35 protein-coding genes are annotated in these 21452 nt (G+C 30.6%); 2 read left to right on the top strand and 33 right to left on the bottom strand.

What is annotated here, in order from left to right:
- Window positions 1-29: 29 nt before the first annotated feature.
- Both KJQ97_RS05690 and KJQ97_RS05685 read right to left on the bottom strand, forming a co-directional pair.
- A complete protein-coding gene (locus KJQ97_RS05690) occupies window positions 30-449 on the bottom strand; it encodes a c-type cytochrome (protein ID WP_214116020.1) in 420 nt (139 codons plus the stop codon).
- Window positions 450-490: 41 nt separating this feature from the next.
- Window positions 491-1660, bottom strand: coding sequence for a major outer membrane protein (locus KJQ97_RS05685; protein ID WP_214120238.1), 1170 nt, complete (start codon window positions 1658-1660; stop codon window positions 491-493).
- A 260-nt stretch (window positions 1661-1920) separates the two neighbouring features.
- Here KJQ97_RS05685 and KJQ97_RS05680 point away from each other — a divergent pair, with 260 nt between their 5' ends.
- Entirely contained in the window at window positions 1921-2580 is a 660-nt protein-coding gene (locus KJQ97_RS05680) for a DNA alkylation repair protein (RefSeq protein WP_214120237.1), read from the top strand.
- 38 nt (window positions 2581-2618) lie between these two features.
- Here KJQ97_RS05680 and KJQ97_RS05675 read toward each other — a convergent pair whose 3' ends face one another.
- The 4 genes from KJQ97_RS05675 to mqnE form a co-directional block, all read right to left on the bottom strand.
- On the bottom strand, window positions 2619-2984 hold the full coding sequence (locus tag KJQ97_RS05675; RefSeq protein ID WP_214120236.1) for an HIT family protein: 366 nt from the start codon (window positions 2982-2984) through the stop codon (window positions 2619-2621).
- Window positions 2981-3421 (bottom strand): phosphoribosyltransferase, encoded by a 441-nt coding sequence (locus KJQ97_RS05670; protein ID WP_214116028.1) that lies wholly within the window; start codon window positions 3419-3421, stop codon window positions 2981-2983. The genes KJQ97_RS05675 and KJQ97_RS05670 overlap by 4 nt, the downstream gene beginning before the upstream one ends.
- A gap of 11 nt (window positions 3422-3432) precedes the next feature.
- Window positions 3433-4782, bottom strand: a complete 1350-nt coding sequence (locus KJQ97_RS05665) for an NCS2 family permease (protein ID WP_214116030.1) — start codon at window positions 4780-4782, stop codon at window positions 3433-3435.
- 214 nt (window positions 4783-4996) lie between these two features.
- Window positions 4997-6061: an aminofutalosine synthase MqnE gene (mqnE, locus tag KJQ97_RS05660; protein WP_214120235.1), complete on the bottom strand. Its 1065-nt coding sequence runs from the start codon at window positions 6059-6061 to the stop codon at window positions 4997-4999.
- Window positions 6062-6153: 92 nt separating this feature from the next.
- On the opposite strand from mqnE, the gene glmS reads away from it, so the two are divergent.
- Entirely contained in the window at window positions 6154-7932 is a 1779-nt protein-coding gene (gene glmS / locus KJQ97_RS05655; protein ID WP_214120234.1) for a glutamine--fructose-6-phosphate transaminase (isomerizing), read from the top strand.
- Between the two features lie 44 nt (window positions 7933-7976).
- Here glmS and KJQ97_RS05650 read toward each other — a convergent pair whose 3' ends face one another.
- The 27 genes from KJQ97_RS05650 to rpsJ all read right to left on the bottom strand — a co-directional run bounded on the left by KJQ97_RS05650 (window position 7977) and on the right by rpsJ (window position 20941).
- Window positions 7977-8357 carry a hypothetical protein gene (locus KJQ97_RS05650; RefSeq protein WP_214120233.1) on the bottom strand — a complete coding sequence of 127 codons (381 nt, stop codon included), beginning with the start codon at window positions 8355-8357 and terminating at the stop codon, window positions 7977-7979.
- Window positions 8358-8360: 3 nt separating this feature from the next.
- Window positions 8361-9122, bottom strand: coding sequence for a type I methionyl aminopeptidase (map, locus tag KJQ97_RS05645; protein ID WP_214120232.1), 762 nt, complete (start codon window positions 9120-9122; stop codon window positions 8361-8363).
- Entirely contained in the window at window positions 9109-9408 is a 300-nt protein-coding gene (locus KJQ97_RS05640) for a hypothetical protein (protein ID WP_214120231.1), read from the bottom strand. Before KJQ97_RS05640 ends, map begins: the two co-directional genes overlap by 14 nt.
- Window positions 9402-10004, bottom strand: coding sequence for an MBL fold metallo-hydrolase (locus KJQ97_RS05635; RefSeq protein WP_214120230.1), 603 nt, complete (start codon window positions 10002-10004; stop codon window positions 9402-9404). Before KJQ97_RS05635 ends, KJQ97_RS05640 begins: the two co-directional genes overlap by 7 nt.
- On the bottom strand, window positions 9997-10716 hold the full coding sequence (locus tag KJQ97_RS05630) for a glutamate racemase (RefSeq protein WP_214120229.1): 720 nt from the start codon (window positions 10714-10716) through the stop codon (window positions 9997-9999). The genes KJQ97_RS05635 and KJQ97_RS05630 overlap by 8 nt, the downstream gene beginning before the upstream one ends.
- A complete protein-coding gene (locus KJQ97_RS05625) occupies window positions 10706-11305 on the bottom strand; it encodes an NlpC/P60 family protein (protein WP_214120228.1) in 600 nt (199 codons plus the stop codon). Before KJQ97_RS05625 ends, KJQ97_RS05630 begins: the two co-directional genes overlap by 11 nt.
- Window positions 11302-12564 (bottom strand): preprotein translocase subunit SecY, encoded by a 1263-nt coding sequence (gene secY, locus KJQ97_RS05620; protein WP_214116056.1) that lies wholly within the window; start codon window positions 12562-12564, stop codon window positions 11302-11304. The genes KJQ97_RS05625 and secY overlap by 4 nt, the downstream gene beginning before the upstream one ends.
- Window positions 12564-12965, bottom strand: a complete 402-nt coding sequence (gene rplO / locus KJQ97_RS05615) for a 50S ribosomal protein L15 (protein ID WP_214116065.1) — start codon at window positions 12963-12965, stop codon at window positions 12564-12566. The genes secY and rplO overlap by 1 nt, the downstream gene beginning before the upstream one ends.
- Before the next feature lie 3 nt (window positions 12966-12968).
- Entirely contained in the window at window positions 12969-13412 is a 444-nt protein-coding gene (gene rpsE / locus KJQ97_RS05610; RefSeq protein ID WP_214116067.1) for a 30S ribosomal protein S5, read from the bottom strand.
- Window positions 13413-13421: 9 nt separating this feature from the next.
- Window positions 13422-13778: a 50S ribosomal protein L18 gene (rplR, locus tag KJQ97_RS05605; RefSeq protein WP_214116069.1), complete on the bottom strand. Its 357-nt coding sequence runs from the start codon at window positions 13776-13778 to the stop codon at window positions 13422-13424.
- 10 nt (window positions 13779-13788) lie between these two features.
- Window positions 13789-14325 (bottom strand): 50S ribosomal protein L6, encoded by a 537-nt coding sequence (gene rplF / locus KJQ97_RS05600; RefSeq protein ID WP_214116071.1) that lies wholly within the window; start codon window positions 14323-14325, stop codon window positions 13789-13791.
- Between the two features lie 62 nt (window positions 14326-14387).
- Window positions 14388-14783: a 30S ribosomal protein S8 gene (gene rpsH / locus KJQ97_RS05595; protein WP_214116073.1), complete on the bottom strand. Its 396-nt coding sequence runs from the start codon at window positions 14781-14783 to the stop codon at window positions 14388-14390.
- A 9-nt stretch (window positions 14784-14792) separates the two neighbouring features.
- The gene (locus tag KJQ97_RS05590; RefSeq protein ID WP_172234194.1) at window positions 14793-14978 is read right to left on the bottom strand and encodes a type Z 30S ribosomal protein S14; all 186 of its coding nucleotides are present in this window, start codon (window positions 14976-14978) and stop codon (window positions 14793-14795) included.
- Window position 14979: 1 nt separating this feature from the next.
- Window positions 14980-15525 (bottom strand): 50S ribosomal protein L5, encoded by a 546-nt coding sequence (rplE, locus tag KJQ97_RS05585; RefSeq protein ID WP_214116075.1) that lies wholly within the window; start codon window positions 15523-15525, stop codon window positions 14980-14982.
- Window position 15526: 1 nt separating this feature from the next.
- Complete coding sequence (gene rplX / locus KJQ97_RS05580) at window positions 15527-15760, bottom strand: 50S ribosomal protein L24 (protein WP_214116077.1); 234 nt, start codon at window positions 15758-15760, stop codon at window positions 15527-15529.
- Window positions 15760-16128, bottom strand: a complete 369-nt coding sequence (rplN, locus tag KJQ97_RS05575) for a 50S ribosomal protein L14 (RefSeq protein WP_214116086.1) — start codon at window positions 16126-16128, stop codon at window positions 15760-15762. The genes rplX and rplN overlap by 1 nt, the downstream gene beginning before the upstream one ends.
- Window positions 16128-16379 (bottom strand): 30S ribosomal protein S17, encoded by a 252-nt coding sequence (gene rpsQ, locus KJQ97_RS05570; RefSeq protein WP_214116088.1) that lies wholly within the window; start codon window positions 16377-16379, stop codon window positions 16128-16130. The genes rplN and rpsQ overlap by 1 nt, the downstream gene beginning before the upstream one ends.
- A gap of 10 nt (window positions 16380-16389) precedes the next feature.
- A complete protein-coding gene (rpmC, locus tag KJQ97_RS05565) occupies window positions 16390-16575 on the bottom strand; it encodes a 50S ribosomal protein L29 (RefSeq protein ID WP_214116089.1) in 186 nt (61 codons plus the stop codon).
- Complete coding sequence (rplP, locus tag KJQ97_RS05560; RefSeq protein ID WP_214116091.1) at window positions 16562-16987, bottom strand: 50S ribosomal protein L16; 426 nt, start codon at window positions 16985-16987, stop codon at window positions 16562-16564. The genes rpmC and rplP overlap by 14 nt, the downstream gene beginning before the upstream one ends.
- Before the next feature lie 2 nt (window positions 16988-16989).
- Window positions 16990-17688, bottom strand: coding sequence for a 30S ribosomal protein S3 (gene rpsC / locus KJQ97_RS05555; protein ID WP_214116093.1), 699 nt, complete (start codon window positions 17686-17688; stop codon window positions 16990-16992).
- Between the two features lies 1 nt (window position 17689).
- Window positions 17690-18028, bottom strand: coding sequence for a 50S ribosomal protein L22 (gene rplV, locus KJQ97_RS05550; protein ID WP_214116095.1), 339 nt, complete (start codon window positions 18026-18028; stop codon window positions 17690-17692).
- Window positions 18029-18038: 10 nt separating this feature from the next.
- Window positions 18039-18320, bottom strand: a complete 282-nt coding sequence (gene rpsS / locus KJQ97_RS05545; RefSeq protein WP_214116097.1) for a 30S ribosomal protein S19 — start codon at window positions 18318-18320, stop codon at window positions 18039-18041.
- Between the two features lies 1 nt (window position 18321).
- Window positions 18322-19152, bottom strand: a complete 831-nt coding sequence (rplB, locus tag KJQ97_RS05540) for a 50S ribosomal protein L2 (RefSeq protein ID WP_214116098.1) — start codon at window positions 19150-19152, stop codon at window positions 18322-18324.
- Between the two features lies 1 nt (window position 19153).
- Window positions 19154-19435, bottom strand: coding sequence for a 50S ribosomal protein L23 (locus tag KJQ97_RS05535; protein ID WP_214116101.1), 282 nt, complete (start codon window positions 19433-19435; stop codon window positions 19154-19156).
- Window position 19436: 1 nt separating this feature from the next.
- Complete coding sequence (rplD, locus tag KJQ97_RS05530) at window positions 19437-20048, bottom strand: 50S ribosomal protein L4 (protein ID WP_214116103.1); 612 nt, start codon at window positions 20046-20048, stop codon at window positions 19437-19439.
- A complete protein-coding gene (gene rplC / locus KJQ97_RS05525) occupies window positions 20045-20620 on the bottom strand; it encodes a 50S ribosomal protein L3 (protein WP_214116105.1) in 576 nt (191 codons plus the stop codon). The genes rplD and rplC overlap by 4 nt, the downstream gene beginning before the upstream one ends.
- A 9-nt stretch (window positions 20621-20629) precedes the next feature.
- Complete coding sequence (rpsJ, locus tag KJQ97_RS05520; RefSeq protein WP_214116107.1) at window positions 20630-20941, bottom strand: 30S ribosomal protein S10; 312 nt, start codon at window positions 20939-20941, stop codon at window positions 20630-20632.
- Between the last annotated feature and the right edge of the window lie 511 nt (window positions 20942-21452).

Genomic DNA, 21452 nt, shown 5'->3' with positions numbered 1-21452 from the left:
GTTTTAAAATAGGAATTTATATTTAGATTTTATTCCAAATATAAATTATCTTTAGTTTTTTTAGCAGGTTCAATATTTTTTGAATTAGGTAATTCTAAATTATCTTTACCTTTTATATAAGCTATAATATTATCAATATCCTTATTTGACAATTTATTTGCATATCTTTGCATAACAAATCTTGTTTTGCCTCCAAAATCTTTATCGTTTTTGTAAGATTTTAACATTGATTTTAAAGTAGATGCTGAATGAGTGTTTAAGGATTTAAATGTAGTGCTTGATTTATCTCCTAAATCTCCATGACAAGAATTGCATTTATGAATATTTATAAAAAGTTCTTTACCTAAATTAATATCTAAATTATCACTAAAAGTATAATTTAATAAATCATCTGTAGTCACTGCATTTATAGAATTTATAATACATAAAAATAATAAAATTTTTTTCATTCTAAGTCTTTAAAAAGCTAGGCTTAAAGCCTAGCAATTAATTAAAATGTATATTTAGCTTGGAATCTGATTAGTTTATCAGTTGTTTTATCATCAGCTTGTTTTGATGTTCCATAAGCATAGAATGCTGAGAAGTTTAGTTTGTCGCTATATTTATAAGATAGTTGTGGTTTAACTTCAAATAATTTTTCTTTTTCAGCACCTTCAACTTTATTTGTTCCGCTAATAATATCAACACCAAATCTTACATCTTCAAATGTATAGCCAATTGTTCCGAATACGAAATCTTTTTTACCTTTATCACCTTGGTATCCATCCATTACTATTTCACCGTAGTTGATTAATTGACCACTATCTTCTACACTATTAATTGTATCTTTATCTTTTTTACCATAACCAGCATAACCTACATTGAAATCTAAGCCGAATGCATCAAAACCAGCTTCTACTGCATAGAAGTTACCATTTGCAGCACTTAAACTTTCTTTTCTATCTTTTTTAAGGCTATTGCCTGCGTATTGAGCGTGAATATTGTATGCGAAATCATCTTTGTCACCTAGAGCAACATTGAAATCTACTGCATAGAATGTGCCCCAGCTAGCCATATTTGAAACCCATAGTTGAGCTGCTACTGGGTCAAAATTAGCAATTGCTGCTATACCATAAAGGTTCTTACTTGTAGCGTATTTTTTACCATTTTCATCTTTAACAAATAAAACGCTACTTAAATCTTCATCATTGTTATAATTATCAAATGCATAAGCTGCTAAAGTTACATTTTCAATGCTGTTATTTACTATTTTTAATCCTGTTCCTAGTAAATCATCAGTCCAAATTGAGCCGATTTCCATTCTACCGAACATAAATGAAGTATCAAAGTTTGTGTAAGTTAAGTAAGCATCTCTTACAGCAAAAGTTTCTTTATCGTTTAAATACGCATCATTTCCAAAAGACTTATCAGCGTTTTCATATTGGAATAATGCTGTAGCTTTAAAATTATCAGCTATATCAGCACCAAATTTTAATTGAGCTTTATACTTATGTGCTGTATTATACTTGTTTCCACTTTCATATCTTTTTGTATCATATCTATATCTTAACATTCCTGATAGGTCTACATTTTGAATAGCTTCATCTAAAGCAACTGCGTTCGCGAATGAGAACGAACCTGCAGCAACAACTGCTGCTAAACTTAATTTAACTAATTTCATTTTTTCTCCTTTTTTTGTAAAAATGTAAGGGAATAGTAGCATAAATTTTGAAAATTAAGCTTAAAGTTATATAAATTTTTAAAAAAATGTAATTTGAATTATTCTTAAAAAAGGAAAACCCCTTGATTTCTCAAGGGGTTTAAGTCTCTCAAGGAGTAAAAAACTAGTCTAAGTTGCGATGATTTTAAAGAAGCTAGGTTAATACTTAGTAAAAGTATTTATAGTAAGATTATTTTTTTAAACAAAACGAAAGAGCTATAATGAAAATTAAAGAATATTTACAAAAACATATAGATAAAATATATAAAAGTTATTGCAAAAAATCAGTATTTACTAACTATAAAATAATAGGAGTTAGAAATAATAAGCTTAAAAGGTATGCAAAAACTATAATTAAAAAGTATGATTTAAATGATTATTTATTAAATACTAATTTTAAAAGTTTTGATGAAATGCAACTTTACATACACGTATTAAATGAGTTAGATGATTATGATTTAGTAGTTAAGAATTTAAAAATAATATTAAAAATCATAGATAATTGGTGTAGTTGCGATACTATAAGACCTAAGTGTTTTGATAATAATCTTGATAAGGTAGAGCAAATCATATGCGAATGGATTGAATCTAGCGCAATATATGAAAAAAGATTTGGAATTTTATGTTTTATAAGATATTTTAGCAGTGATACCACAAAATTAGAAAAAATATTTAGTATAAAAAGTCAAGAATATTATGTAAATATGGCTAGAGCTTGGTATTTTACCGAACTTTTAAGTAATAATTTTGATGAAACTTTTAATTTTTTAAAAATTAAAAAATTAGATAATGAAACTTTATCAATGATGTTTCAAAAGATAAGTTATAGTGCAAAAATATCAGCAGAGAATAAGATTTTATTAAAAGATTTAAGAAAGTAATATGTTTTAAATAAGTAAAAATTAAATATGATTTCTACTTATTTAAAATTCTTTAACTTAGCTACTAAAATATCGCAAAATTCATCAAAACTAGCTCTATAATCTTTTAAATCCCCTAATTGCTTACCCCACATACATTCAGGATAAAATCCATCATCACTAAATCTAGCCATTATATGCCAATGGGCTTTAGGCAAGTAGTTAGCAAATGAAGCGTGATTAATCTTAGTTGGCTTATAAAAATTAATCATTTCTTTTTCTATAAGCATAGCAATTTTAAAAATTTTTAGGCTTGTTTCTTCATCATTACTAAGTTCTTTGTATTCGTCTTTTGCATGGATTTCTAGCCACGGGATAGAACTCTCGTGGCGTTTAATATAGCAAAAACTATTTTCATAAATCATACTTCAAAATCCCAAAAGAAACTAATCCATTCTTTAGCTTCTTTTACACAAAATTCAGGTTTTATAATAGCACTTGGCTTATAAAAAATAACAGCAAGTTTAACTTCTAAATGTGGGTAAATTTCTAAGATTTTTTTACGAATTGCATCAAGACTTTCACCACTATCTACGATATCATCAATGATTAAAACTTTTTTAGCTTTACTTAAATCAGGAATATTAGTAATTTCAATAGTATCTAATTTTTTTTGCCCGTCATAATGAATACTATTTAATACAAAAGCATTTCTGCTTTTAAGCGCAGTTGATAATGCGTGAGTAAGTGTAAGACCACCACGAGCAACACCTACAAAAGCGTCTGGGTTGAACTCATCTTGAATGCGTTTTGCAAACGGCTCAAAGTCATTTTTAAATTCATCGTAAGTATATTTATACATAGTTTTACCTTTTAATTAAATTTCATAAATTGTAGCAAGAACACTGCCATACAAATAATAGAGATAACGATTATACCACTACTTAGCTTATTAAATTCTTTTCTTAATAATCTAACTAATACATAAGAAATAAATCCAAAAGCAATACCTGTAGTAATTGAGTAAGTAAATGGCATCATAATTACTGTAAAAAACGTAGCAACACTATTTGCAGGGTCTTTAAAATCAATATTGCTAACTTCCATAAACATTAAAATTCCAACCATTATCAAGATAGGATAAATAGCATTAACAGGAATTGCTTGGAAAAATGGTAAAAAGAATATGCAAAGACAAAACATTCCCGCTAAAAATATATTGCTAAGTCCTGTTCTAGCACCACTTTCTATACCAGCACTACTTTCTACAAATGCAGTTGCGGTTGATGTGCCAATAACTGCTCCGATACAAGTTCCTGCCGCATCAGCTATCATAGTTTTACCTAATTTTTTATCTCCACTATCATCAAGAGTTCCGTCTGATTTTGTCTTATTTTTAAATATTCCGCCCCTAATTCCAGCACCAGTAATCGTGCCTATACTATCAAATAATTGAGTTACAAAAAGTGTCATTACTGCAGGTAATACCGATAAACTTAAAGCACTCATAATATCAAGTTTTGCAAAAATACTCATAAGCCCATCTTTTTCACTAAAATTTGGAATTGCCACAAATTCACTTGGTAATTTTGCTCCACCTATTCCAAAAGTCCAAGCGATAATACTACCTATTAAAACCGCTAAAATAAAACCTGCTTTAATCTTCCAAGCCCAAAAACAAACAATTAAAAATAATACAAATAAACAAAATAACACATTCGGGTCTGCAAAATTACCTATTTTTAAAAGAGTTACAGGATCAGCCGTAACAATATGAGCCTGATTCATCCCCATAAACGCTAGAAAGCACCCAATACCAGCACTTATAGCACGGCGAAAATCTTCAGGAATACTTTTTAAAATAAAAATACGAAAATTTGTAAAAGAAAGAACTAAAAATATAAAACCACTTATAAAAACAGCACCTAAAGCAGTTTCAACAGGAATTCCTTGACCTTTGCACATTGAAAATGTAAAAAATACATTAAGCCCCATACCTGTACTCATTGCTATTGGAGAATTTGCAAAAAGTCCTGTAAATGCAGTTGCTATTATAGTTACTAAAGCAGTTGCTAGCATTAAAGCTTCTACACTAAGCCCTGTATTGCTTACTATAAAAGCATTAGTTGGAATAATATAAAGCATTGATAAAAATGTTGCTAAAGCACCATTAAACTCATTTTTAACACTTGTATTGTTTTCTTTTAACTTAAAAAAGTCCATTTTTTTCCCTTATAAAAAAATATTTAGCGTAAAGCACCTAAGATTAAACACAATAAGATTAAAAATTCTAGCTCATAGCAGTATCCTTTTGTTTGTAGTAAGAAATTATTAGATTAAATTGTTTGAAAGTATATTTTTTGCAATCATATATTAATTGCATAATGAGTTTGAATGATGTTTTTAAAATGGAGCTAAAAACATATAAAGAATTCAATCAATATTCCTTAATCTCATTATATAAACTATCTCTTTCTATTGGAATTAAATTTGATGTTTTGATATTGTCTATGAAGTCTTGTAGCGTAATGCCATTCGCACTTTTTGCACCACCTGCACTTTGGATATTTTCTTTTTCTATTGTTCCATCAAGGTCATCTGCTCCGTATTCTTGAGCCACCATTGCAAGGTTTAACCCTAAAGTCGCCCAATAAGCTTTAATATGAGAAATATTGTCTAAAACAAGCCTTGCTATTGCAATAGTTTTTAGAATTTCTATACTTCCAAGCGGTTTTAAATCCTTTAAAAACGAATTGTCTTTTTGCCATACTAACGGAATAAAAGCATTAAATCCTTTGCTAATATCTTGTTGTTTTCTTAGTCTTAGCATATGGTCAATTCTGTTCTCACGACTTTCAATGTGTCCAAAAAGCATAGTTGCATTACTTTGTTTTCCTTTTTGATGCCATAGCCCATGAATCTTAAGCCAATTATCAGAACTAACTTTGCTAGCACAAAGCTCATTTCTAACTTTTTCATCAAAAATTTCAGCACCGCCACCCGGCATAGAATCAACTCCATATTCAAGCATTTTGTCAATTACTGCAGAATAATCTCCATCAAAAAAACTCTTTGCAATAAAATTAATTTCAGCAGCTGTCATTGCTTTAATATGTAAATGTGGGTATTTATCTTTAATTTTTCTAAAAATCTCAAAATACCATTCCCAACCACCTTTTTTATTGTGAGCTGAAACAATGTGTATTTCTTTTGTCCCACGAGTAACGGTATCATCAACTATTTTTAAGATTTCTTCGTGTGTTAGATGATATGGATTTGGATTGTGCCTATGAGCTGAAAATGCACAAAAAGCACAAGTATCAACGCACATATTTGTAGGATTTATGTGACGATTACAATTAAAATAAACTTTTTTTCCGTGAAGTTTTAATCTCTTTTTATTAGCGTAAAATCCTAAGACTTGCAAATCTAAATCGTATAACTTATAACAATCTTCTTCGCTTAATCTTTTACCTTCGTCTAACGCTTCTAAAATATCCATTTACCATCCTTAAAAAAGAAAAGTGATTATATTTATCTTTGTTTAACAACTTACTATAAATTAGCGTAATTTTTATTATTAAAGGATTAAAAATGTGCGGAATTATTGGATATTTAGGACAATTAGAAAAAAAAGAAATTATATTAAAAGGATTAAAAGAGCTTGAATATCGTGGATATGATAGTGCAGGTATGGCTGTGTTAGAAAATAATGAATTAAGCTTTTTTAAAAAGGCAGGAAAATTAGAAAATCTTGTTAATTTTATGAAAAATTTAAACTTTAATGATGAAGGTGTAGCTATAGGTCATACTCGTTGGGCAACACACGGAAAACCTGATGATACAAATTCTCATCCACATTACGGCGAATATTCTTGCATAATACACAATGGAATTATAGAAAATTATAAAGAAATAAAAGAAGAACTAAAAACCACACATTTTAATTCGCAAACAGATACAGAAGTTGTTGTTCATTTGTTTGAAAAATATGCAAATACTTTAAGCCCTGAAAAAGCTTTTAGTGAAGTTATTAAAAAAATTGATGGAGCTTATGCAATATTATTAATCACAAAAAAAGCTCCGAATACTATATTTTTTGCTAAGAAAAACGCACCACTAATAATAGGAAAAGGCTCAAATAATAGTGAGTTTTATATGGCATCTTGTGATGCTCCGTTGGTTGGAATTTGCAAACAAGTTGCTTATTTAAACGATGGGGATTTTGGCTTTTTAGATAAAAATGGAATCCATTTATTAAATGGCGTTGTTGAGTTTAAAGAATTAAATTGTGATAAAGAAAGTGCTTTAAAAGATGGGTTTGATACTTTTATGGAAAAAGAAATCTACGAGCAAAGCCAAATCGTTCAAAATATATTAATAGGAAGAATTATTAATGATAAAGTATGTTTTGATGAGCTAAAGAATTTAAATCAAGACTTTAGTAAAATCATAATTTGCGCTTGTGGCACTAGCTATCACGCAGCATTAGCATCTAGCTATATTTATGAAAGAAGTGCTAATATTGAATGCCGTGTAGAAATAGCAAGTGAGTTTAGATATAAAAATGGCTTTTTAGATAAAAATGCTTTATTCGTTTGTATATCTCAAAGCGGCGAGACAGCTGATACTCTTGAAGCTTTAAAAATAGCAAAAAATGCTGGGCTTAAAACTTTAGCATTATGCAATGTTGATAATTCAAGCATAGCAAGAGAAGCTGATTATTGTATTTTAATTCGTGCAGGGATTGAAAAAAGCGTAGCAAGCACTAAAGCATTTTGTGCTCAAATGCTAAATCTATGGCTACTAGCATTGTATTTAAATAAAAATCCTAATTTAGATATTAAAAAAGAATTACTTGCTATTAAGGATTTATCTAATGTATTAAAAGTAAATAAAAATACTCACGATAAATTAAAACGCTTAAGCAAGCGATACTTACACGGACACGGATTTTTCTTTATAGGTAGAGATTTATTTTATCCACTTGCACTTGAAGCAGCATTAAAATTAAAAGAAATAAGCTATATGCACGCAGAAGGCTACGCAGCAGGAGAGATGAAACATGGTCCTATTGCACTTGCTGATAGCGAATTATTTACAATAGCATTTATGCCAAAAAATATTTTATATGATAAAACTCGCTCAAATGTCTTAGAATTAAGTGCAAGAGATGCAAATATTTTAGCAATTTCTCCTATTGAGTTTAGCGAAGCTGATGATTTTATAAAAACAAGCGAACAAGAACATTATCTAAGCGAGTTTTTTGAAATGATGGTAATTATGCAATTATTTGCACTAGAAATTACAAATCGTGTTGGTGCAAATGTAGATATGCCAAGAAATCTAGCAAAAAGCGTAACGGTTGAATAAAGAATTTAAATTAGGATAATTTCCTAATTTAAATTCCACAATTTTTATTCATTTATAGCATTTAAGTGTTGCTCTATTTCATCAAGGCTATTTGTATGAAAATTTCTTAATTTTATATTTGAATAAAATAAGCCATTGGTTTTGATTTTTAAAAATCTCTTTTTTCTTTTATAGCTTTTAATATCGCTTAGTTTTATGTATTTTGTAAAAAATATAAATCTAACTCCAATTTTATCTTTATACAAAATCACTTTAATTATAGGCATATCATAAATATAAATCACAAGCAAAATTGAGAAAAATATGCCTAAATAAACAAAGCCTGCTTTAAAAGCTCCTTGTGTTATTGCAATAATCAAATAAATAAATACAAAATACAAAACACTGCTAAAATCTAATTTAGATTTAATTATTTTCGCATCCATAATTTACTCATTAATTGATAAAATCTCGGCTCTTCCATTTACAATAGCTACGCAGTGTTCATAATGAGCAGTATTTAACCCATCTGCTGAAGCAGTTTCCCACATACCTTTTAGATTTTTAGGTCTTCCATCTTTTTGACAAATCATAGGCTCTATACAAAATACCATTCCATTTTTAATCTTTGGACCATTTTTAATACTATCATTTGGGTGTAGATAGTTTGGTATTTCAGGCTCTGCGTGTGGTTTTCTACCAATGCCGTGTCCGCAAAATCCTTCTAGTGGAACAAAACCACGAGAGCGAATAAAGTCTTCTAAAATCTTGCTAAGCTCTTTAAATCTCATACCATCTTTAATATGACTTATTGCATTTAACAAACAATCCTTGCTACAAGCAATTAATTCTTCATCTTTTTTAGAGATTTTGCCAACACCATAAGTCCTAGCAGCGTCGCCATAATATCCATCTATGAAAGTTCCAACATCACAGCTTACAATATCGCCTTCTTTTAAAACTCTATCATCAGGAATTCCATGAATGCAAGTTTCATTAAGACTAACACAAATTGCACCTGGAAAACCATAAAGCCCTTTAAAAGCTGGTTTTGCACCAAGACTTAAGATATAATCTTCTGCAGCTTTATCTAATTCTTTTAAAGAAATTCCTGGTTTTATTAAAGTTTCAAGATAATCTAGCGTTTTTGCAACCATTTTATTAGCTACTCTTAATTTTTCTATTTCTGCTGGTTTTTTAATTTCTATCATATTCATCCTTTCTTACTTTATACCCCAAAAATACAAGCACTAGGGCTATTATAAATTGAGAGATATTATCTTTATTAAAACCCACATAGTCTAACATTGAAGCATTAATTATAATTATACCAATGGCTGAATAAAGAAATATTTTAGTTAAAAGCCCAGTATTAGCCATTCTTGTGCAAGGACATTTTCTACTAAGTCTTTCTATTTTTTCATTTTTTGGTGATGCTTTTTGAAAAAACCAAGCCATCAAACCAAAAAATACTAAAATTAATTCTATTATTAACATTGCTTAATGTATCTTATCCAAGAATCAAAATGTGGTTTTTCTAAACTAACTTTTGTTTGATTTCCATGACCTGGTAGTAAATAAAAATCATCTTTTAAATTCTTTGCTTTTTCAAGACTATTTACCATATCATCAGCATTTGAGAACTCAAAATCCCATCTGCCTATACTTCTTTCAAATAAAAAATCCCCACTAAAATAAACATCATCAAATTCAATCATAGAACAACCTGGAGTATGACCTGCAAAATGATGAAAAGTAAATTTTAAACCATTAAACACTAATTCTTCTTTGTCTTCAACGGCTATTGCTATATCATCGCTTGGTAAAAAACCATAAAAAGGATTTTTTAACATAAATATATCATCTTTTGGGGTATATAAAGGAGCGTTAAATTCTTGTGCTACTAATTTATTGTCCCATATGTGGTCGTGGTGTCCGTGAGTGTTTAAAATCGCTAGAACTTTGTTTGAGTTTTCTTTAATAAAACTTAAAGCACCTTTGCCTGGGTCTATTACAATATCTCCTAATTCGTGCTTTACGATATAACAATTTGTAGCGTAATCTCCACAAGGTCTTACTAAAATCTCATACATTTTTAATCCTTTCATAAAAATCTTTTAATATCTTAGTATCTTTACTAGCTCTAAAATCAATTATAATTTCTGATTTAAAATCTTTATTAAAAAATTCATCTTGCATAGTTTGTGCTAAAATTTTTGCTGGGTCAATCAATGTGGCTTTAGGAAAATAAGTTTTAAATTCTTGCTCTAAAAATGGATAATGAGTACAAGCATAAAGAATATAATCATAATTATTTTTATTAAAATAATTTGCAAAATCTTCACTCGCTTTAGAATAATCCATACTCTCAACAATAGGAACAAAAGAAATAGGACTTATAAAATCAGCTTTTATATTATATTTTTTACAAGCGTTTTGATAAAGCCCTGAGCTAAGAGTTGCTTTTGTAGCTACTACTAAAGAATTTTGATTATTAGCAATTTGACTAAGCCCTAAAATACCATAATCACTTATAGGAAGAACTTTAATAGTTACATTTAGCTCGCTTAAAATTGAGCTAACCGTGTTACAAGCTAAAATAATCAAATCTACATTTAAACTTGTTAAATAATCAATTGCATTCTGACCTATTTTTAAAATTTCTTCTTTGCTTTTAGTTCCAAATGGGACATTTTTATTATCAGCATAATAAATTATTTCTTTTGCTACACGGCTTTTTACTAATAATTTTAAAGTTCCAAGCCCACCTACACCACTATCAAAAATTGCTATTTTATTTAGCATTTATATACCTTCTTGCATCTAAATATCTTGTATTCCAATATCTTACATTAAGGCTTTGAATTCTTGTTCCACCTTTTGAAGATAAATGTATAAAATTGTTATTTTCAAGATAAATTCCAACATGTAAGCCAAAAGGTCCATCTGTTCTAAAGAACACTAAGTCTCCTGCTTTAAGCTTAGATTTTGAAACTTTTTTACCACCTAATCTTTGTTCTTTTGTGCTTCTACTTAGATTAAATCCATATACTTGTTTATAAATCTCTTGAGTAAAAAAAGAACAATCCGCACCTTTGTTTTTATTAGTGCCGCCAAGTCTATAAGGAGTATATCTCCACTCACTTGAAGAATTTAAAATACGCTCTACAATTTTATTTGTTTGTTGTAATTTTTCTATATCCAATTTAGTATCAAAAATAGCATTAGGAGTAAACATTTGTGCTGGATAATTAGAATAAACATCATCAATTAATACTACACCATTGATTTTATTTTGATAGTTTTCATAGTTATTGTTGGCTATATTTTGCGAACAAGCCACAAAAAATATAGCCAAAATAATCGGCAAAAATATTTGCCTATTTATAATCATAAGCCTACTGCACTTAAGGTTTGATATTTATTCACATACATTTGAGCTTCAATTTTTCTCATTGTATCAAGTGCTACCTGAACAACAATTAAAACTGATGTTCCACCAAAATAAAATGGAACTCCCATAAATTTAGCTAAAAGCCAAGGAAGCGTAGCGATAATTGCTAAATATATTGAGCCACTTAATGTCAAGCGACTTGCAATTTCATTTAAATATAAAGCTGTTCCTTCTCCTGGACGAATACCTGGAATAAAACCACCTTGTTTTTTTAGGTTTTCTGAAATATCTTTTGCATTAAATGCAATTGATGCGTAAAAATATGCAAAAAAGATTACAAAAAAGAATGTAAAAATATGAAATACATAACCATTTGGATTGAAAATATCATTAATTTTCATAATGTATTCATTTGTACTTGATTGTAAAACAGTAGCAGGAAATGTCAAAATTGCACTAGCAAAAATTGGAGGAATTACACCACTTAAATTTAATTTAATAGGAATATAATTCATAATTCTTTTATTTTGATTTTGCATTAAAACTTTTCTACTATAAGAAATTGGAATTCTTCTTTCTCCCAATTCTACATAAATAATAGCACCAATAGCTGCAATAATAACTAAGGCAATACCAATTACTACTAAGAAATTTAATTCACCAGTATTTACAAGGTTAATTGTGCTAGAAATCGCACTAGGAATTCCCGAAACGATACCAGCAAAAATAATTAATGAAATACCATTGCCAATACCTCTTTGAGTAATTTGCTCGCCTAACCACATAAGCAACATAGTTCCAGCTAACATACTAGCAGCGCTTAAAGCTATAAATGTATTAAAATCAATCATAATAGCAGCTTCACCTGTTCTTGAGTGTAAGCTTTGAAGCCCTACTGAAACTCCAACACTTTGAATTAAAGTAATTACAATAGTTGCTACACGAATAATTTGCATATATTTAACCATTCCATCGCGTTCTTTTTTCATACGACCGATATTTGGAAATGTTGCTGCAAGTAATTCCATAATAATTGATGAAGTAATATAAGGCATTATACCTAAAGATATGATTGATAAACGCTCAGCAGCTTTTCCACTAAACATATTAAACATACCTAAAGCATTATTTGTGTTTGATTCAAAAAATTCTTTAATTACATCTACATTTACGCCAGGAACTGGCACGTAAGCCAGTATCCTGTAAGCAAATAAAAGCGCCAATGTTATAAAAATTTTATTGGCAAGATTTTTATTCATTATTTACTTCCGCTAGTTTTAATGTTTTCGTCTTTGATTTTTGCTACTAATGAACTAGCACTTGCGCCAATTAATTTTATTTTCTTAACGCTTGAAGAAAATTTATGAACACTTTTTAAGCTTTCAAAAGTAATTTCTTTTAATTCTTTAATAGCTGTAACTTTTTCAACATTAATTACATAAGGTTTTTCAAACTTAGAAGTAAAACCAACTTTAGGTAATCTTCTTTGAAGTGGTTGCTGACCACCTTCAAAACCTCTTTTTTCATTATAACCTTTTCTAGCTGTTTGACCCTTACCACCTTTTGTAGCAGTTTTTCCCCAGCCAGAACCTTGACCACGGCCTATTCTTTTTGTTTTATGAGTAGAGCCTGCTGCTTTTTGTAAATTTTCAAGTCCCATTTTTTATCCTTTCAACATACTTAAAGCTTTGATTGTAGCTCTTACAACGTTGCCTGGATTTGATGAACCAAGTGATTTTGTAAGAATATCTTTAATACCTGCAAGTTCAATAATTGGACGGCTTGAACCACCTGCGATAACTCCAGTACCTTCGCTAGCAGGTTTTAATAAAATACGGCTTGCATTGTATTTTACTTCAATATCGTGTGGGATTGTTTGGCCACGAAGTTTAACTGAAATGATATTTTTGAACGCATCATCTACTGCTTTTTTAATAGCATCAGGAACTTCTTTAGCTTTACCATAACCAACACCTACAAGGCCATTTTTATTACCTACAATTACAAGTGCTGTAAATCTAAAGCGGCGACCACCTTTAACAACCTTTGTAACTCTACCGATATCAACAATTACTTCTTCAAATTCTTCTCTATTATATTTTTCCATAATTTATCCTTATAGTTTGATACCGTTTTCTCTTAAAGCATCAGCAAAAGCTGCTACAACACCATGGTATAAATAACCATTTCTATCAAAAACTGCTTCTTCAATTTTTGCTGCTTTTAAGCTTTTTGCAAATTCAGCTGCTAATTTCTTAGCACCTTCAATATTTGCTTTAATGCCTAATTTTTTACCATTTACGCTAGCTATTGTGTGAGCTTTTACATCATCAATTGCTTGAACATAAAGCGTTCTATTTGATTTAAAAATAGATACTCTTGGTAAAGTTGCACAACCGCTAATTTTTGCACGAATTCTCTTTTTTCTCTTAATTCTAAGAGATAATTTTCTTTTTAAGATATTTGCTCTCATTATTTATCCCTTACTTCTTAGATGTTTTACCAGCTTTGCGAATAATACGCTCATCTGAATACTTAATACCTTTACCTTTATATGGCTCAGGTGGTCTAAATTCACGAATTTTAGCTGCAACTTGACCTACTACTTGCTTATCAGCACCTGTAATTACGATAGTATTTTTCTCAACTGCTATTTCAATGCCTTCTGGAGCATCAAAAATTACTGGATGTGAGTAACCTAAAGCCATTTCTAAAGTTTTACCTTTCATTGCAGCTTTATATCCAACACCATTTATTTCTAATACTTTTTTAAATCCTTGAGTAAGACCTATTACTATATTATTAGCTAAAGCTCTGTAAGTTCCCCAATAAGCTCTTGAACTTCTATCATCACTTTTTGGAGTGAATACTACTTGATTGTCTTTAACTTCTACATTTACATGGCCTTTAAAATCAAGTTCTTTTTTTACATTTCCTTTAGTAAAACTAAGAACATTACCATCTACTTTAGCTGAAATTCCAGCTGGAATTTCAATTGGTTGTTTTCCTATTCTTGACATATTTTTCCTTTTTATTTGTCTAGGGAAAGCTTAAGCTTTCCGAATGCCATAAAAAGCATTAATTACCAAATAGTGCAAAGTACTTCGCCACCGATGCCTTCTTTATAAGCAACTTCATTGCTAATAACACCTTTGCTTGTACTTACAACTATTGTTCCATAACCGTTTTTAAATCTTTTGATTTCATCTTTACCACGGTAAACTCTACGACCAGGTTTGCTAACACGCTTTATTTCATTAATAACGCTTTTGCCTTTTTCATCATATTTTAAAACTACATTGATGAATTTCTTTTTATCTTCTTCAACAACGCTATAATCTTCAATATAACCTTTCGCTTTAAAAATATCAACAATAGATTCTACAACTTTTGAATGTAGTAATTTTGTTGTATCTAATTTACGAAGTGCTGCATTTCTAATACGAGTTAGTGAATCTGAAATTAAATCGTTAATCATAACTTCTCCTTACCAGCTAGCTTTCTTAAGACCAGGAATTAATCCTTCATTAGCCATTTTTCTTAGGCACACACGGCAAATTCCAAAATCTCTATATACTGAGTGTGGACGACCACAAATTTGGCATCTTGTATAAGCTCTAACTTTAAACTTAGCTGGACGAGCAGCTTTTGCTATCATTGATTTTTTTGCCATATTACTTTCCTTTTGTGAAAGGCACACCGAATAATTCTAATAATCTTAATGCCTCTTTATCGCTATTTGCTGTTGTTACAACATTTATATTCATACCATGGGTTCTTAAAATTTGGTCATATACAACTTCAGGGAACATTAATTGTTCATTTAAACCGAAGCTATAATTTCCACGACCATCAAAACCATCTCTACTTAGGCCTCTAAAGTCTTTAACTCTTGGTAATGCAATAGAAATTAACTTATCTAAAAATGCATACATATTGTCTTTTCTTAAAGTTACCATTACACCAACAGGGAAACCATCTCTTACTTTAAAACCAGCAACTGATTTTTTAGCTTTAGTTACAACTGCTTTTTGTCCTGAAATTAAACTAATTGTATCAACAATGCTTTGTAATACTTTTTGATCTTTAGTAAATTCAGCACCTAAACCAACGCTAATTACAATTTTTTCAATAGCAGGAATTAACATAGGATTTTTAATATCAAATTCTTTAGCAATAGCAGGCTTAATGCTATTAACATATTTTTCTTTTAATCTCATATTATGCCTCCACCTTTGCTACATTTGAAATATCCATAGGCATTTCCTTATTTACAAAACCACCTTGTGGATTTTGCTCGCTTGGTTTAACTGCTTTCTTAGCAATTTTGCAACCTTCAACGATTACTTGATTTTTCTTAGGAAAAACTGCCTTTACAACACCTGTTTTACCTTTATCATCACCTGCGATAATTTTTACATTATCACCTTTTTTAATTTTAAATTTAACAGCCATTATAAAACCTCCGGAGCTAGTGAAACAATTTTCATAAAGCCACCATATCTTACTTCTCTACCAACTGGCCCGAAAATACGAGTTCCAACTGGCTCTCTTTTAGCATCTAAAATAACTGCTGCATTTTCATCAAAACGAATTAATGAGCCATTTTCTCTTTGAACTTCTTTTTTAGTTCTTACGATTACAGCTTTAACTACTTGACCTTTTTTAATTTTACCATTTGGTAAAGCTTTTTTAACAGATGCAACTATAACATCACCTACAGTAGCATATCTTCTCTTGCTACCACCTAATACTTTTATACACATAATTTCTTTTGCGCCGCTATTATCAGCAACTACAAGCCTTGTAAAACTTTGAATCATTACTCAACTCCTGCTGCTAAGATTGTTTTAAGACGAAAAGATTTGCGTTTTGACAATGGTCTGCATTCAATTGCCACAACTGTATCGCCAACATTAGCAGTATTTTTTTCATCATGAACTAAATATTTTTTAAAGCGTTTTACAATCTTTCTATATCTTGGGTGAACAACTTTACGTTCAACTAGAACGCTAACTGTTTTATCACCTGATTTTGCAACGATTACGCCTTGTATTTCTCTTTTAAAACTCATAATTAGCCCCTTATTTCATAGCTGATATTGCAGTATTGATTTTAGCAATATCTTTTCTTACTACGCGAAGCTCATTTGTATTTGTAAGCTGCATCGTTTTAAGCTTTTGTTTTAGTGTAAATAAAAGCACCTTTTTCTCTTTTAACATAGCATTTAATTCTTCTGCTGTTTTATCTTTTAGCTCAGTATATTTCATTTTCACTCTCTCTTGTAACGAACTTAGTTTTAAATGGTAATTTACTCATAGCAAGTGCAAGAGCTTCTCTAGCCATATCTTCACTAACGCCTGTCATTTCAAAAAGAATTCTGCCTGGTTGAATATTCATTACCCATTCTTCAACACTACCTTTACCTTTACCCATCCTTGTTTCAAGTGGTTTTTTAGTTAAAGGTTTATCTGGGAATACTCTTATCCATGATTTACCTTGTCTTTTAACATGACGAGTTAGAGCAATACGAGCTGCTTCAATTTGGCGTGAATTAACTCTACCACCCTCAGTAGCTTTTAAAGCATAATCACCTAGAGCAAGTTTTGTGCCACGGCAAGCATAGCCACGATTGCGGCCTTTCATCATTTTTCTAAATTTTGTTCTTTTTGGCATCAACATAATTATTTACCTCTTCTGGTTCTTCTTGTCTTCTTTGCTGCTGGCTCTTCAGTTTTATCAGCTTGAACACCTTTATGTAATACCTCACCTTTGAATATCCATACTTTAATACCTATGTTTCCATAAGTTGTATGAGCTTCAGCAAAACCATAATCAATTTTTGCTCTTAAAGTATGTAAAGGCACACGACCTTCAAGATACCACTCTGTTCTAGCCATTTCAGCACCACCTAAACGACCTGCAACGCTAACTTTAATACCTTTTGCTCCTGCTTTTTGTGCATTTTGAATAACTTTTTTCATAGCACGGCGGAAAGCAACACGCTTTTCAAGTTGAGTTGCAACACTTTCTGCTGCTAATTGAGCTGATGCATTAGCACGACGCTCTTCTTTAATATTAAGATTTACTTCTTTATTGATAATTTTTTGTAGTTTTGTTTTAATTACTTCAACATCACTACCTTTTTTACCAATGATAATTCCAGGACGAGCTGCAACTACAGTAACTCTTAATTTCTTAGCAGTTCTTTCTATTATTATTTGACTAACGCCTGCATAGTATAGCTCTTTTTTAAGAAAAGCACGGATTTTATAATCTTCGCCTATGCTTTGTGCTAAACTAGCTTTAGCTGGAAACCATCTTGATTCCCAATTTCTATTAATTCCTAGTCTAAGACCGATCGGATTTACTTTTTGTCCCATTTTAGCTTTCCTTACTTTCAGTTTTTGCTCTGCTTACTTCAACCATAATATGAGCAGTTGGTTTTCTAATGCGACTTGCACTACCTCTTGCTCTTGGTCTAATTCTTTTTAGAACTGCACCTGCATCAACACGGCATGAACTTACTACAACTTCACTTGGCTCATATCCACCATTTGCAACAGCACTTGAAATTGCATTAGAAATGTATTTTGCTGCTTTATTTGGCATAAATTTTAAACTAGCCATTGCTAATTCAGCATTCATTCCTTGAACTTCTCTTGCTAACAATCTTGCCTTAGTTGGTGATAGTCTTATGAATTTAATTAATGCTTTACTCATCTACTACCCCTTATTTTCCAATTTTCTTCTGCACAGAACCTTTGTGGCCTTTAAATGTGCGAGTTGGTGCAAATTCACCTAATTTATAACCTATGTGATTTTCAGTTACATATACTGGAATAAAGCTTTTACCATTATGAACGTTAAAAGTAAGACCGATCATATCAGGAGTTATAGTGCTTCTTCTTGACCAAGTTTTAATTGGTTTATTATCGTTAGCTTTTTTTGCTGCGATAACTTTTTTCATAACATGAGAATCAACAAAAGGACCTTTTTTTAATGATCTAGCCATCTTATTTTCCTTTTCTTCTTGATATTATTAGCTTATCGCTAGCCTTTTTACGGCGAGTCTTAGCACCTTTAGTTGGTTTACCCCAAGGTGTTACTGGGTGACGACCTGAGTTCTTTTTACCCTCACCACCACCATGTGGGTGATCTACTGGGTTCATTGCACTACCACGAGTTTGTGGGCGAATACCTCTATGTCTATTGCGTCCTGCTTTACCGATTGTAACGTTAGCCCAATCTTCATTACCAACTTCACCAATACTAGCCATACATTCAGCTAATACTCTTCTCATTTCACCTGATTGTAAGCGAACGATTACATATTTTTCCTCTTTACCCATTAATTGAGCAAAAGAACCTGCTGAACGAATCATTTGTCCACCTTTACCTGGTTTTAACTCAAGGTTATGGATAATTGTACCTACAGGAATTGATTTTAATTTCATAGCATTTCCTGGTTTAATATCTAAACCTTCAGCAGCCGAACAAACAATGTCATTTACTGCTAAACCACGAGGTTGGATAATATATCTTTTTTCACCATCTTTATAAGCAATTAATGCAATACGGCAATTTCTGTATGGGTCATACTCAATAGCTTCTACACGACCTTCAATTCCAAATTTATTTCTTTTGAAATCAATGATACGATATAGTTTTTTGGCACCTGCTTCTTTATGGCGACTTGTTATTCTTCCGTTGTTATTTCTACCTGCTGCAGCTGGAAGTTTTACAAGTAATGAGCGAACACTAGCTTTTGCTGTAATATCATCGCTACTTACACCTGTAATATATCTTCTGCTTGGGGTATATGGTTTATAAGTTTTAATAGCCATCTTAGCCTTCCTTATTCTCTAAACTAGCACCCTCAGGTAGCTTTACATAAAACTTTTTAAAGTCACTTCTTTGGCCTTCAATTCCTCTAAATCTTTTAACTTTTCCATCCATTCTTAATGAATTTATTTTTAAAGGAACGATACCAAAATATTCTCTTAACACTTGCTTTAGACCATTTTTTGTCATTTTAGGGCTAGCTTGAATAACTACTACGCCACTTTCTTGAAGGCCTAAAGTTTTTTCTGTATAAACTATATTTTTTATATCTGTGATATCAGCCATCTTAGCCCTCTTTCGTAATTGATGCTAAAGCATCTTTTTCAATAATAACTGAGTTAAATATACTTAATAAATAAGCATTTACTTCAGTAATATCAACAACATAACAATTTGCAAGATTTCTAAATGCTAATAATGTTTTTTCATCTAATAATGATTTAACTATTAAAGCATCTTTAACACCTATTTTATTAATCATAGCTCTTGCATCTTTTGTTTTACCACTTTCAATAACTATATTATCTACTGCAAATATTGCGTTTGCATTTGCTTTATCAGCTAAAGCTCTTTCAAATGCTAATCTCTTTTGCTTTTTATTTACTTTTTGAAAATAGTTTCTATTATTTGTTGGACCAAATGCAACTGCACCACCTACCCATACGTTAGTTCTAGTTGAACCTGCACGAGCACCGCCACGACCTTTTTGTCTCCATGGTTTTTTACCACCACCGCTAACATCACTTCTACCTTTAGTATGAGCTGTATTTGCTCTCATGCTAGCTTGATATGATTTTACATATAAATAAAGGTTATGAGGATTTACTTCAGCGTATCTTGCTGGTAAATCAAGCTCGCTAGCTTTTTCAAATTTATCGTTTAATACGCATACTTTCATTTTACAATCCTTACTTTACCCATTGCACCATTATAACCTGCAACGCTACCTTTTAATACTAAAACACCATTTTCAGCGTCAAATGAAACAACTTCATTTTTAACAGTAACTAATTCATTACCAAAATGACCCGCCATTTTGCGTCCTTTTTGAACACGACCTGGCCACTCGCGGTTACCTATAGAACCTGAGCGTCTGTGAAAACGGCTACCATGACTTGCTGGACCACCTGCAAATCCGTGTCTTTTAATAACACCTGCAAAACCTCTACCTTTTGAATTAAAGCTTACTTTTAAAACTTTTGCTTCAGCTAAAGGTGTAGTGTCAATGTCACCTGCTTCTTTATTTGCTACTTCTAAACTAGCAAATTTGTTAAACTCTGCACTTAGGCTGTATTTTTTTTGCTGACCTGCTATGCACTTGTTTTGATGTTTACCTTGTGCGTAAGCAACGATAGCTTTACCATCTTTAAGTTCGCAAACTTTTGTTTTTACTAACTTAAGTAATGTTACAGGAGTGCTAGATGTGTTAATTGTTCTACTCATTCCGATTTTTTCAACAATATATTCCATACTCTATCCTTACTTGCCCATTGCACGAACTTCAACATTAACTTCTGGTGCCAAATCAAGCTTTGTTAAGCTATCAACGGTGTCAGTAGTAGCAGCCAAAATATCAATCATACGAGCGTGAATTCTCATTTCAAATTGTTCTCTTGAATCTTTATTGATGTGCGGAGATCTTAAAACGGTATAACGCTTTATTTTTGTAGGCATTGGCACTGGACCTCTAATTTCAGCACCAGTTCTCTTAACGGCTTCAACAATTGCCGCAACTGTACGATCTAGAACCCTATGGTCATAAGCTTTTAACTTTAACCTAATTCTTTCCATAATTTTTCCTTTTAAAAGAACTCGTTGGCATTTAAGCCAACCCATTAAAGAACATGTGATAAGTATCACAAAAACTAAAATAGGTTCGCAAGTGTATTTAATATAAGTTTATTTGTCAAGAAAAAATAAATTTTTTCATATTTTTTGTCTTTTTTAAAAAGATAAAAATAAAAATTATGAACTATAAAATACTAAATTTATTTTAAAATATACTAATATAAATTTTTACTCATTATGATAAGATATATAGAAAAATATATGTAAAAAAGTAAAAATTAGAAAATTATTAATAATACTCAGTATGAAACAAAATCACTAATAAAATTAATAATCAATAAAATAGTATTTTGTATAAAATCTATTTGTTGATATAAGCAAAAAGTATTAAATCTCAAAAAATTAATAAAAATTTTATAAAACTCGCTCATAATTAATATTGTTGAATAATAATTTTTTCCGAATTTTATTTTAAATTCGGAAAAAATTAAATCATAAATTTTTACAATACTTT

The sequence above is a fragment of the Campylobacter sp. 2018MI01 genome (genome assembly GCF_018501205.1).
Lineage (GTDB): Bacteria > Campylobacterota > Campylobacteria > Campylobacterales > Campylobacteraceae > Campylobacter_E.
Note: the sequence above shows the minus strand (reverse complement) of the source record. Positions and strands in the feature narration are given on the sequence as shown.